Here is a 13117-nt window from a genome sequence, read left to right as displayed (position 1 = left end):
CCATCGGTGTAGACTTGATTGGTAATCTCTCGATTCAACCGCGAAACAGCCTCCTCGTTCCAAGCATTGGCTTGCCTGAATTCCGGGAAAGTCATCGCGATGAAGGCCATTCCTTCGGCTTCCATCAAGGCCCAATTGCTGCCTTTGGAGTACTTGGTCATCAGGTAGTTTGCGTGCTCATAGCAGCTATTGAGATAGGCCACGAGCACCTCGGGCGTGAAGCCGGGTGAATCTACGAAGTACTGGAAAAGCTTAGTCCAGCGATACCCACGGATGCCCGCTTCAATAGATCGCCAGGCGTAGGCATGATCCGCGTCACGCGGATTCTTCCTGGTCCAATCTACCAATTGTTTCCCCCATTCTTTGGCGTATTTCTCGTCCCCAGTCTGTCGGTACGCCTGTGCCATCGCTTCCCAAAAACTCATACGATTCAACTGCCACACCCATTCTTTGTCGGGATAGGGGTTGGTCGACCAGTCGATATCTTCCCCACAAAAGTGTGATGGGTAGGCAGGTTGCCCTACGAATATATGTTTGAGGGCGTCGTTGGCGACCTGAATGTCTTTTTTTGTAGCTATCTGGTCCGAAGTTCCAGAGGTAGTTTTGCGTTCAACCAGATGTTTGACGTGCGTACGGTTGCGGTAGTACGCTAGTAGTTCGGCTGCCGCATTGGTTGGTTCATTGGCTGCCGCCCTGACTTTTTCCAGGCCGGGAGTATCCAGGTTTAGCCGGGAGAGCAAGAGGGTAGTTTCGTCTTCGATAGGGGTACTTTGCGAAGGTACTTTGGCAAAAAGTTGGTGGGCGAAGCAGGTGGCAAGAAGCAGAGTAATATAGTTCTTCCAGCAACGCAGCAAATAATTGGTAGGTAGGTTGGCTTTCATAGTTATCAAAACAAAGAAAGCACTTCGCATTTTCTCCCCTTTCAATACAAATTGCTAATCCGAAATCGCCCTGTTCCCCCACCAGATGATTCCAGCGGAGGTCACAAACATCAGCAGACTGTAAATAGCCGCCGGGATAGACATGGCGGCGTTGTTCAGCAGGGTAGTTGCAATGGCGATGCCCAAGGTACCGTTTTGAATGCCTGCCTCAATGGCGATCGTCAGGCTCTGTTTGAGGCTATGGTTGGTTAGGCGCGAAGTACCGAAGCCAACGGCCATCGTGAGCAGGTTGAGAAGCAAAGCGGCGGGACCAATCAGTTGAAAAAAGCCAACCATGTTTTCTTTTTCCTTAAATAGAGCTCCCGCGATGATAACGAAAAGAAAAACCGCCGAAAGTATTTTCACCGGGCGGTCAAGTTTTTGGGCAAGGTTTGGTTTGCGTTTCCGAATCAGCATCCCGATGGCTACTGGAATCAGCGTAATAAGCAGTACCGAGATAATCGTCTTGAAAACCGGCAAAGGCTGCTGCTCACCGCCGGGTATGAATTCAACGATGGCGTAGTTGACCAAAAACGGAATTGTGAATACGGTGATCAGACTGGACAAGACCGTCAGGGAAATAGACAAGGCCGTATCGCCTTTGGCAAGGTGTGAAATCAGATTGGAAGTAGGTCCACCGGGACAAGCCGACAAAATGACCAAACCTACCGCCAACTCTGCTTCGATTCCGAGTAAGGCAATCACCGCAAAAGCGGCCAACGGCAGCAAGACAATTTGATTGAGTATCCCGACGGAAATAGCTTTGGGATAAAAAAGAATGCGCTTGAAATCATCGACTACCAGCGACAGCCCCATGCCGAGCATAATGATCGCCAGGGCAAGCGGCAGGAAGACTTCGGTCAGGATGTTGGATTGCATGGTCGAGGGTTTGGGATGGGTGTCCTTCGAGAAATACTGGAATCAGGGGATTGGGGGCTATTTGCTCAGGAATCACTTCACCCGCTCTGCCTTCGCTGGAATCTTATTCGTCAACTTATTCGTACCGTCTTTTCCTTTTTCTAAAAGAAAAGAATCGTACAACTCGCCTGTGGCGGTGAATGCCTGGTACAGCAACTCCTTTCCTTCCAGCGAAATAAGCTGAAACAGTTGCGTATTGCTGGCGCGGCGATCCATCCAGGGATCATTGGAAATATCGTACATCTTCGGCCCGGAAACCGACACGACATAGACCGTTGCGGAAGAAGTCTTACGGCTGCTCGTGGAAAGCGGCGCGTTGGCGACGCTGCCGCGCCCGTAGGCGTGGTCGTGGCCTTGAAGTACTAAGTCCACGCGGTGCTTGTCGATGATGGGCTTAAACTGCGCGCGAAGCCTGGGGTTGTCGCGGTTGGGTTTGGTGGAGTAAAACGGGTAGTGCAGCGTCACGACTGTCCAGGGACGCGGGTCGTCGGTCAGGATGGAATCCAGCCAGGCGGCTTGCTGCGCGGCGAAATGCCTGGACTCGTCGATCTGCTCGGCGTCCAATGAAACTACCTTTAAATCTTTATAATTGATCTGGTAACAGGTTTCTTCCAGACCCTTCGGGCCGTTAGTGGGCAGATTAAACTGCTTTTTCCACTGCGGCGATAGAATCACGCCACTGGCGTATTCGTGATTACCGGGCGTCATCAGGCTGGGAACGGTGGCATGGATGAACGACCCGGCGTAAAACCACTCACCCCACTCGATGTCCGCATTGGAACGGTTGATGAGGTCGCCTGCGTGGAGCATGAAATCTACCTGCGGCATTTTCTTGTAAGATTCCCGCACCACCCGCGACCACATGGATTTCACATCGTTTTGGGCGTCGCCAAAATACACGAACGACAACGCCTTCCCGGAGGCGGGCATTTTGAACTGATGCCATTCACTCCAATGATCGCCGAAGCCTACCTGGTAAACGTACGTTTGCTCTGGCTCTAAGCCCACTATTCGGGCCGAATGGTAGTTGGCTTCGATCTTTGCCTCACCATTCTCAACCGAAAGAAATTCGGTGGTAGCCGCAATTTTATTGACCTTTTGCAAGAACTCCGGCCCGTCCGTTGCCATCGCCCATTGCACCTCTCCTAGTTTCTGCGTGAGGTCGGTGCGCCAGTTGATTGCCACGGAAGTTTCGGGCATTTCGGTCAGGTTCATAATCACCCGATCGGGTACGGCGGTAGGGAAGAGGAGCTTTTGGTCGATTTTAGCGTCAAGGGCCAGCCGCTGGGCTAACGCCGTGGCGCGGGGCGATTGGCCGCTGACGTTGATGGCGAGAAGGAGGAGGGGCAGGAGTGTTTTTAGCAAAATGGTTTAGTTGTTTAGAGTTTACGAGGCTGCCTGTGCGATTGTTTGGCCGGGCGCAAGATTACTTTGTCGCTTTGTGCCTTTGTGCCTTTGTGCCTTTGCTGCTTTGCCCATTCGCCGCTAGACGCGATAAATCGCGTCTCTACAATACGCCCGAGGCATCGCTTACGAACATCCGGGTACTTACCGTGTAGCTGCCGCCGTTGGGCGATTGGTATTTCAAATCGACATAAAAAGCCTTGAAGCCAGTTTTAGGCAAGGGAATGGTAGCCAAGACATTTTGATTATGCGTGATTCCCAGGCTGGAACTGGTGAACTCATTGTCTCGAAAATCTCGATCTGGCGAATCTGCCGACCAGACGATCGCGTCAAGCAATGGGTCGGGGCTGGCTTTTATTTGGAGGGCAATGTCATTGCCTTTTTTTGAAAACGCCCAACTGCATTCAGGGTAAGGTTTGTTTTGCAGGGTAGTTCCGAAAAACGCGCTCAGACTTTTGAGCGCCTGTTTTCCGCCGCCCAGATCATGGCCCGCATTGGGTGTGTAGTTAATTAAATTCTTGCCAGGAATGCTGTCGTAGTAGTTCTTAATGGCATCTGCAGGCCAGTAGGGGTCGTTGGTGCCGATGAAAATCATCTTCGGCATCGTGAGCATCTTGCGATAAGAATAGGGATCGATCATAGTAGCCAGGGCGCGGCCCTCTTCACTCTCCATACTTTGGGGAATGCCCAAATCCACGTAGTCCTGAATCTCGACGCTGTAGTCGCCCCAGGCCGTGAGGTGGTAGTTGATGTTGACTGCCATGTTCAGCATGTCTATTACCATCGGCCCGATAGCCGCTACGCGCTTGTCCTGTGAGCCAGTCAGCCAGGTAGTCCAGCCGCGCTTGGAAGCACCCGACACCACGAAGCGCTCGACGGGCTTTTTCAAAGTGTTTTTGGCAAAATCTTGAATGGCGTCCATACTCCGCACCGCACTTTTGACCATTGGAAACAGCAACGGCCAGGAGTAGTCGCCATCTTGTTTGAACTGATGGAGCGTGTAGGAAATGATCTCATCTTCCTTGCGGCCATCGAAGAGCGGTTGGTTGGGCGTTTGCCACAGCACGGCAGTAATCGCCTTGTTCTCGATGGCTATTTTCCCAATACTGATGATTGTTCCGTCGTCGTTTTTCTTCCAATTAGGTACCTCATCTTTGTTGGAGCCACCCGTGATGAACAACAAGGCACCATCATGTTCGACTTCGGAAGGTACCAGCACCGTCAACTGATGCCGCCAAGTGTATTGATGCCATTTCTGGGAAGTAAGATAAAGGTTATAGCCCTTCACCGTGGCTATCTGGAAAGAGTCCCGCACCGACCATGCGTAGGATTTATCGCCGTTTTTGAGGTAGGCATCCAGTGCGGTTGACGGTGTGATGTTTTCCTGCGCTAAGACGGGCAGGCAGAAAATGAAGAGTAATGCGGTGGTAATCTTTTTCATAAAAACAATTTCGCTAATTTTAAAAATAAATGCCCGTAAGCTTGTCAGGCTGAGCGTACACTTGTCAGGCTGAGCGTACACTTGTCAGGCTGAGCGTACACTTGTCAGGCTGAGCGTAGCCGAAGCCCGACTACCTAAGTACTACTCCGGTTTTGGACTCTCCGCTACCAACTTCAAGGCATTTTCCATGTAAATCTCCCCGGTCATTTCTCCCAAACTGGTGCGGCTTACGTAATTGTACCGCTCAAAACTATTAAAATCGACCTTAGTGAGCATGTAGCCAAAGGCGTCGTTGGTTAGCCCAAACAGAAAAGCGTGTTTGGTCGGCATTTTACGCTTCACGTAGTAGCCAATGTTGGGCAAAGCTTCGCCCGGAATGGTCAGGATCTGAGCCGGACCAATATTGACAAGATTTACCTGGGCGCTAACCGTATCTTTCTTTTCAAAATGGTAGTTTAGAGGCGATTTTGTCAAAATAAACTTCATCATGTCCGACTCGATGGGAAACTCGACGCGGCGGGAGGTGCAGTAGAGGTTTGGATTTTCGAGAACAGGAGCGTCAGAAACAATCCGCAGTGCCTCGTCGGCTAGTAGTTCGCCAATGCGATGGCACTCCTCCCAGGTATTGGCCTCCTTGTCATTGTCCAATCGCACGTCGGCGGTGACCATGCCTCCCTGCGCCCCGTTCATAAACAGGGCTATACCGCCCGCTTTTGCCTCGACGCGGTCATAAAGTGGGCCGCACAAATCCGGGCTGAGAATGCCTTGTTCCGAGCCCAGTACTTCGGGATGCACGGCATAGTTGACGAGCGTCGCGATAGTTTTCCCACTGCGGGTACTTGTAGCCTGAATAACTCCGCAACGCGGATCGTAGAGCCGGGGCGCGTAGTAGTTGTAGGCAATTTTACCCTCGGCTTCCCCCGTAGTCACTTTCAAAGAGGCGGGTTCCAATTTCTGAACGGCTTCGTTGATCGCATCGGCGATTTGTTGAACACACCAATCCAGGTACTTCATGTCGGCGATAGACTCGCCTTTCTCATTCGGAAAGCCGTAGGCGTCTGGCGCAGAATGCGTGTGCGTGGCGGCGATGAGGATATTCTCCGGCTTTACGCCCTTCACCAGCGCCCGCGATTTATCACCCAAAACGGAAGGCCAACCAAGATTGTCGATGCTTACGAAAGCCACGCGCGTTTCTCCTTTTTCCAACACCATCGCCCGAACGAACAAATCGCCGTTCTTCTCCACCGTTTTCTTTGGCGTACCGATGCCGCCTGAAACGGGTAGCAGAGGATCGGGCGTAATAATGCGCTTGGCCGCGCCCGCGCGGAAGCTTTGGGCGTGGGTGACACTGATTCCAGAGAAAACCAGCAGGAGTAAGAAAGTGAGTTTTTTTAGCATGAATTTTTACAAAAACGGGCAGGAGAAAACCTCCCGCCCATTTAAAAACTAACCTATCGAATTACCAGGGTTTGCCCGTGCCTTGAATCAGCCACGGTTTCGACCACGCACTGTTTTTATTATCGGCCTGGGAGTACTTTGTTACTTCCAGTTTGCCAAGGGCGGCATCGGCGTTGGTCGTGTTCGTGTTTAGCTCGACCTGGGCGTAGTAAAAACGCACGGGAAGCACTTCTCGCTTGGCTACGGGCCCGGCTTTCAGGGCGGGCAGCCCGGTGCGGCGGAAATCGAACCAGGCTTCGGTGGCAGCCGTCCAACTGGCGATCCATTTCTGCTCCATGATTTGCTTTAAAGTGCCATCGTAAGCCACATCTTTCTGCGCGATGTAGGTGGCGTACTTGTCGCCGACGGTCCAGGTTTTCAGGGAGTTTTCGATACCCATCTGGTAGTGCATTTTGGCATCGGCGGTAATCCACCCTTTCATCGCGGCTTCGGCCAGAATGAAATGCACCTCGGCGGCCGAGATCAGCCGTGCTTTCAACAGTGGGCCGGTGGCAGCCTTGTAGCGGTCGTTCAGGAATGAAACGTGCGGATTGAACGACAGCTGTCCCGGCGTGGGGTTAAGATTGTAAGCCGAGGGCAGAGCCGAAAAGCTGGTGGGCAATCCGACGTACTCGGGATCGGTGTCGATTATTTCCTTGCCAACTTTGTCGGGCGAGAGCATTCGCTTGCCGTTCACGATTTTATCGGTTCCGGCGGGGAGCGTGGCGTCCACCACCAGGGGTACTTCGATCTTGTTGGCCCAGATGCCCAGGCGCGGATCATTCTTGGCTTGCAGCGACTCGACCAGCGTGGCGGCCATCTTGATGCGGCGATAGTTGCTGCCGCTGGCGTCATAGACGGTGTTGGCGGGCCAGGAGGTAGCCCCGCTCGTGCCGGGGAAGCTCATCGTGACGTCCTCGGTATTTTTAGTGATGATAGGATACTTGGCCGGGTCGGAAATTATCTTCGTCATGCCTGCCTTCGCCACGTCAGGTAGTTTGTCCGAGATGCGCAGAAAGTAGCGCAGCGCCAGCGAATTGGCAAATTTCTGCCAACCCTTCGGATCGCCATTGAAGTAAACGTCGGCGGGTAGCCCTCCCGATTTAGGAAGCTCCGAATAACTTCCCTTTGGTTTGGAAAGCATCGTATTGGCCTTTTCCAAATCGGCCAAAATCCCCCGGTAAATCGTTTCCTGACTATCGAAGGCCGGCGTGAGGTTCTCGGCCCCACCTGCTTCCGCCTTGAGCGCAATGGTGTAGGGCGCATCGCCCCAAAGGTCGGTAATCAGACCAAACTCGAAGGCCCGCATCACCAGCGCAACCCCCTGGTGAAACTCAAAATTAGTTTCACCAGCGCGCTGGTACAGCAGATCATTATTACGCAGGACGCCATAGTAACCGCCCCAGTTTTGATCCGACCAGTCGTAGCCGTTGTGGCTACCCGACCAGGCATCCTTCTGGGTGTGCTGCACTACACCCGCGATATTCTGGTAACCAAGGTCGAGGTAGTCCTTGGCCGCTTCGGTTAGCACGGTGGGCAGGATCAGGTTAGGATTCACCAGATCCGATTGTACGCCATTGGGGTTTTCGTTGAGTTCCGTCAAGTCCTTGCAAGAGAAGAACGAGGTCAGCACAACGAGGTAGACGAGGTACTTTTTGTTGAATGGTTTCATAACATATGGGATTTTGGACGTTGGGCTTTGAATGCTGGACCAGTTTGCTTTTGGACTGAAAAGAAATCTAAATTCCAATGTCCAATGTCCAACGTCAATAATTTAAAATGTCATATTAAGCCGTACGCCGATGGGCATCATCCAGGGGATCACGTTGTAGCGCTCAATGCCTTGCTTGAACTGTGTTCCGGCCTGCGCGCCTGATTCCTGCTGGAAAGCCATCTCGGGGTCGATACCGATTTTGGCTTTGGTCCAGAGGATGATATTCCGGCTGTACAGCGAGACACTGGCATTTTGCATTTTCAACTTTTTGGTAAAAGCCGGGGGCAGGTTGTAGGCCAGCGAAACTTCCCGCAGCTTTATAAAATCCGCGTCGAAGGTAGCCGCGCGGGTAAAGCTCCACGGGTAGTTGTCGCCGTAGGGAATGTACTTGGTACCGGGACCGCCGAGGTTTTCGGTATAGCCCACGATCTCGCCTTCGGAATTGTACTGCGCTATCACGCCCGGATTGAACACCGCGTAGGCGTAGGTATTGCCGCCGTACTTGAACGGAAAGCCGCCGTATTCTTCGGTTGGTCCGCCCACGATATTGTACTTGGCGTTTTCCGTGACTTTGATCAGTTTGTCCTGGTTTTCTTTCAGGTAGTTGGCCAACGCGTCGCCCGACAAGCCGTTCGGGTTGATCAGGTTGTCCAGGAAACGTTGCGTCCGCAAATCCGACTCGCCGTAGCGGTAGGTCTGCGACACAAAGTTGCCGCCCTTACGCCAATCGAACGACATATTCAGGCTAAATGCCTTATAGGCAAGCGAAACCTGACCGCCCAGGATAAAATCAGGGTTGAAGTTTCCGATCTTATTGCGGGTATTCGAAGACCGGATATCCTGCCAGGAACCTTCATCGTCCAGAATCGGCCAGCCGAAGTAGGGCGAGCTGGCGTCTTTTACGGTAATAAGTTCGGAGTCGTAAATGTCGCCGATTTCGTCGCCCACGTAGGTCCAGGCCCCGCCCTTGGCATCAGTCCATAAAGTATAGAAGGGCAGGTTGTCGGCCAATTCGATGATCCGGGTCCGATTGCGGGTCAGGTTGGTATTGATGTCTAACCGCCAGCCGTTCTTCTCGATGGGCGTGCCGCCCAAAGACAGCTCGATGCCCTTGCTGACGAGCAATCCGGCGTTGATGTTCTTGGTCGAGAAACCGGACGAAGGAGGCAGCAGCGTGGGGATAATCTGGTTGCGGTTCTCTACCATGTAATAGGTGGCCGCAAAGCGCAGCCGATTGCGGAACATGGCTGCATCCAGGCCGAATTCATAAGAAGTGGCAATCTCGGGCTTCAGGTCAGGCAATAAAATATTTCCTGACTTCGAAAGTCGAGTAACGCCCCCCCAGGCTTCCGCATTTCCGAGCGTATTCAGCAGCGCGTAGGGCTGAGTATCGTTACCCACCTGCGCTATTCCGCCGCGTAATTTTAGCAGGTTGAGGGTATTGGAAGAGGGCAGCATTTCGCTGAGCAGAATACTCATCGAGGCCGAGGGATAGAAGTAAGAGCGGTTGGCTTTGGGCAGCGTACTCGACCAGTCGTTCCGGGCGGTCACGTCCAGATAAATCATGTCTTTATACCCAAAATTAGCCAATCCGTACACGCTATAAATGGCGCGTTGCGACTGGTAGCTGCTGAAATCCAGGTCAGACTGCGCGATATTTCCCAAGGTGAAAAGCCCCGGAATGACCAGCCCCGTGCGGGCTCTGGTCGCAGTGCTTACGTTCGAACTCGTTTGGTAGCGGATGTTACCTCCCCCCGACACCGACAGGCTGAAATCGTTCAGGTCTTTGGCATAAGTTGCCAGCACGTCGGTATTGCGCTCAAACTGCTGGAGGTCGATGATTCCGTAGGCACCGCGTGGTTCGAGCGTATAACTGTTGCCGATCTTGGTTTCGCGCTGCTCGTTGTAGGTATCGAGTGAGAAGCGTCCCATTAGGCTGAATTCCGGCGTGATCTGGTAGTCGGCTTTGACGTTACCATAAATGCGGTCACGCACAAAACCGTTGTTGACCTCGTAGGCCAGAAAGTAAGGGTTGTTGTATTCGCCGGGTGCCTGTGATCGCTGCTGGATGCCTTCTTGTCCGGGTACCCAGTAATTGCGCAGTTCGCGGATGTCGATGTGCGGCGAAACTGCGTAGGCCCACTGCATGGGATTACTACCCCGGTTGCCCGCCGGACGGTTGTTGGAGTTGGTGCGGCTCAGGTTCACCACAGTGTTCAAGCTGAGTTTGTCGCTCATCTTCAAAGTGGAATTGAGCCCCAAATTATTCTTGAAAAGATCGGAATTCGGAATAATCCCCCGGTTCTGCATATTGGAATACGAAAGTCGGTACGTGACCTTTTCGCCGTTGTTAGCAATGGATAAGCCGTTGGTGGTGGTGATGCCCGTCTGCACGAAGTTGCGCACATTGTTGGGATGTGAAACAAGTTCGGTCGGGATCGGTTTGCCGTTGTCATCCAGCGGGCTATTCCACTGAATCGCCTTGTAGCCCTTATCCAGTTCAGGGCCGACGCCCCCGGCTGAACCCTCATCAATATAAAGAACCCCGCCCGGATACGGGTTATTGGTGGGCGTGAAGGGCAGAATGCCCGTCGCGAACTTCGAGTGCATTTTCAAATATTTGAACGGCTTGTCGAAGACGGTATTCGACGTGATATTGACCGTCATTTTCTTGGCACCCGAACCGCTCTTGGTGGTAATCAGCACTACGCCATTACCGGCCCGTGAGCCGTACAGAGCAGCAGCGCTCGGACCTTTCAGAATCGAGACGCTCTCGATGTCGTTGGGATTCAGGTCGGCGATGGCGTTACCGTAGTCCACGCGGTTGTCGCGGCCTACCTGGCTGATGTTGTTCAGGGTATTGGCAATGGGCACGCCATCTACCACGAACAGCGGCTGATTGTCGTTGCTCAGCGAGGTTGCCCCGCGAATGACCATACTCACCGACGAGCCCGCGCCGCCCGTGGAACTGATCGTCACGCCCGGCACTTTTCCGGCCAAGCCATTGAGCACGTTCTCCTGCGCCACGCGGCTTAAGTCTTTGCCGTCCACCTGGCCTACAGAATAACCCAGCGAGCGTTTATCGCGACTAAGCCCCAAAGCCGTCACGACGACCTCTTGCAGGTTCGCGGCGCTTTCGGTCAAGGCGATGTTGATCACGGAGCGGCTCCCTACCGCCACCTCCTGCGATTCGTAACCAATAAAAGAGAAGACCAGCGTGGCCCCGTTGTCGGGAACCGATAACGAATAACTACCCGAAGCATCGGAAGAAGTACCCGTTTGGGTGCCTTTCAAAACAATATTGACTCCCGCGAGGGTGGAGCCGTCGGCTTGCGAAGTGATTGTGCCTCGTACGGTGCGTTCGGCCGGGCCGCGTTCGGCCGGGCCACGTTCGGCAGTGGCCAAAGCCACTGTCGCGCTCAGCGCGAGCATCAGGGCGGTGGCAAAGCCAGCCCTCAAATGAAGAAGTAATCCTGTTTTCATAGCAGCAGATTTAGTTAAGTGGTGAATATTTATTCTTGATTTTGAGTAAGCAAGCCGTAAAAGTATTTTTCCAAAATAGCGGAATATTCAGAGGCCATTTCATTGCGTCCAATAACCACGATAAGCTCATTCAGCTCTATTTCCGACAGGGAATTGCTGATAAGCCTTTCTATCAAATAGCGCGATCTTTCATTCGGCATCCGCTGTATCATGCTGATTTACACATAATACTAGACACTCGAACAAACGGACTACTGGAGCAATGTTTTCTTTTCGTAAAATATATGGAGAGGGGATCAGGCGAAGGTTACCGAAAACTGATCGCGCAATATCTGACGGGCTTTTACCAATTGGTTTTTCACCGTGTTCGTAGAGATATGCATCACGTCGGCAATCTCCTGGTAAGACTTGCCTTCGTAAACGTTGAGCAACAGTACCTGCTTACGCTTTTCGGAAAGATTGGCGATCACCTCGTCGAGCAGTTGAAATTGTTCGTTTTTCTCCTCCGCTTGCTCGGGCTGGGCCAAAGTCATTTGGAGCAAGTACTGTTCCCGCAACTTGCGGTCTTTTTCCATCCGCTTGAAGTGATCGAAAGCGTAGTTGCGCAGACAAGTGAATAAATAGGAGTTAAAATTTAGGGCGGGGTTGATTTGCGCCCGTTTTTCCCAGATTTTCAGAAAAACCTCGTGCAGGACATTTTCGGCTTCTGCCTCATCTTTGAGCAGCGTGATACAAAACCGCAAAGCGGGCTTGTGGTAAAACTGGTACAGTTGGCCAAAAGCGTTTCGATTGCCATCAATCACTTGGCGAAGCAGGACTACGTTGGGCTGATTCATGATAGAGAAAGGTTATGTTTACGATAGGTTTTCAGGAATAAATAGCTAGTAAAATAGTACTATCCGACCATTTATTGTTTAGGAACCTAAATTTACCAGTTTCCAAAGTAGCATACGTCGCATTTTGCGTCAATCTATCTTCGATTTGCGCAAACCTTCCAATTCATAATCTCAGGGTAATTTTCAGGTCTTGTTTATTATGATTTTATTATCTCGGAGATAGCCTAATCCAACCAGGAAGAAGTAATTATTCAGAACCGAACGAGATGTCTTCATGCGAAAGCAACTATACCTTATACTATTGCTAGTTCTGACCGCGACCGCTGCCTCGCGGGGACAACCTGAGCTGACGCCAACTCCCAAAATTTCCGAAAACTTAATTTTCCCGGTTCAGAAGGACCACACCCACGGCAGCAGCTTAGTGGAACTACCCAACGGTGATCAACTAGCCGCCTGGTTTCAGGGCAGCGGCGAACGCAACGCCGACGATGTGCGCATCATGGGCGCACGATTGAAGAAGGGAGGTAAAGAATGGAGTAAGCCTTTCGTGATGGCCGATACGCCCCACTTGCCCGACTGCAACCCCGTACTTTTCCTGAATCACGAGAAGAAGTTGTTCATGGTTTGGATTGCGGTTCAGGCCAATCGTTGGGAACAATCCATCCTGCGGCTCCGTACCTCCACAGATTTTAGTGGCGAAGGCGCACCCGTCTGGAATTGGCAGGATAATATTTTACTCAAACCAGACAGTACTTTCGCCACGGAAGTCGAGGCTAAGCTGAACGCCCTGCCGAAACACCCCATCGGCTGGGCAGAGTACGCGCCACGCTACGACCAGATGATCGCCGAAGCCGCCACCGACCCCACAAAGCGCAGCATCGGCTGGATGACGCGCATTAAACCACTTTTGTTAGACAAACAGAAAATCGTTCTGCCGCTTTACTCCGATGGCTATAATTTTTCA

The 13117-nt window shown here is 52.3% G+C and carries 8 protein-coding genes and 1 pseudogene; 1 reads left to right on the top strand and 8 read right to left on the bottom strand.

The features are described from left to right. From ACEW8P_RS01870 to ACEW8P_RS01835, 8 genes and pseudogenes are all read right to left on the bottom strand, one after another. Nucleotides 1-881: heparinase II/III family protein (locus tag ACEW8P_RS01870; protein ID WP_373511415.1), on the bottom strand; the 881-nt coding region annotated here is incomplete at its 3' end. A gap of 54 nt (nt 882-935) precedes the next feature. Further along, a pseudogene (locus ACEW8P_RS01865) lies at nt 936-1802 on the bottom strand (bile acid:sodium symporter family protein); the annotation flags it as partial. A gap of 69 nt (nt 1803-1871) precedes the next feature. Further along, nucleotides 1872-3203 carry a fibronectin type III domain-containing protein gene (locus ACEW8P_RS01860; protein ID WP_373511414.1) on the bottom strand — a complete coding sequence of 444 codons (1332 nt, stop codon included), beginning with the start codon at nt 3201-3203 and terminating at the stop codon, nt 1872-1874. Between the two features lie 142 nt (nt 3204-3345). After that, complete coding sequence (locus ACEW8P_RS01855; RefSeq protein WP_373511413.1) at nt 3346-4683, bottom strand: PhoPQ-activated pathogenicity-related family protein; 1338 nt, start codon at nt 4681-4683, stop codon at nt 3346-3348. Between the two features lie 141 nt (nt 4684-4824). Next, nucleotides 4825-6081, bottom strand: coding sequence for a hypothetical protein (locus ACEW8P_RS01850; protein WP_373511412.1), 1257 nt, complete (start codon nt 6079-6081; stop codon nt 4825-4827). Nucleotides 6082-6142: 61 nt separating this feature from the next. After that, nucleotides 6143-7792 (bottom strand): SusD/RagB family nutrient-binding outer membrane lipoprotein, encoded by a 1650-nt coding sequence (locus tag ACEW8P_RS01845; RefSeq protein ID WP_373511411.1) that lies wholly within the window; start codon nt 7790-7792, stop codon nt 6143-6145. 102 nt (nt 7793-7894) lie between these two features. Beyond that, nucleotides 7895-11317 carry a SusC/RagA family TonB-linked outer membrane protein gene (locus ACEW8P_RS01840; protein ID WP_373511410.1) on the bottom strand — a complete coding sequence of 1141 codons (3423 nt, stop codon included), beginning with the start codon at nt 11315-11317 and terminating at the stop codon, nt 7895-7897. A gap of 296 nt (nt 11318-11613) precedes the next feature. After that, nucleotides 11614-12153 carry an RNA polymerase sigma factor gene (locus tag ACEW8P_RS01835; protein ID WP_373511409.1) on the bottom strand — a complete coding sequence of 180 codons (540 nt, stop codon included), beginning with the start codon at nt 12151-12153 and terminating at the stop codon, nt 11614-11616. 274 nt (nt 12154-12427) lie between these two features. Here ACEW8P_RS01835 and ACEW8P_RS01830 point away from each other — a divergent pair. Then, the coding region (locus tag ACEW8P_RS01830) for an exo-alpha-sialidase (protein ID WP_373511408.1) at nt 12428-13117 on the top strand (690 nt) is incomplete at its 3' end.

Origin of the sequence: Persicitalea sp. (assembly GCF_041751555.1) — a bacterium.
Taxonomy (GTDB): Bacteria; Bacteroidota; Bacteroidia; order Cytophagales; family Spirosomataceae; genus Persicitalea.
Note: the sequence above shows the minus strand (reverse complement) of the source record. Positions and strands in the feature narration are given on the sequence as shown.

Coding starts and splice junctions, on each gene's coding strand:
- ACEW8P_RS01855 (WP_373511413.1), bottom strand. CDS start 4,683: ATGAAAAAGATTACCACCGCATTACTCTTCATTTTCTGCCTGCCCGTC.
- ACEW8P_RS01850 (WP_373511412.1), bottom strand. CDS start 6,081: ATGCTAAAAAAACTCACTTTCTTACTCCTGCTGGTTTTCTCTGGAATC.
- ACEW8P_RS01845 (WP_373511411.1), bottom strand. CDS start 7,792: ATGAAACCATTCAACAAAAAGTACCTCGTCTACCTCGTTGTGCTGACC.
- ACEW8P_RS01840 (WP_373511410.1), bottom strand. CDS start 11,317: ATGAAAACAGGATTACTTCTTCATTTGAGGGCTGGCTTTGCCACCGCC.
- ACEW8P_RS01835 (WP_373511409.1), bottom strand. CDS start 12,153: ATGAATCAGCCCAACGTAGTCCTGCTTCGCCAAGTGATTGATGGCAAT.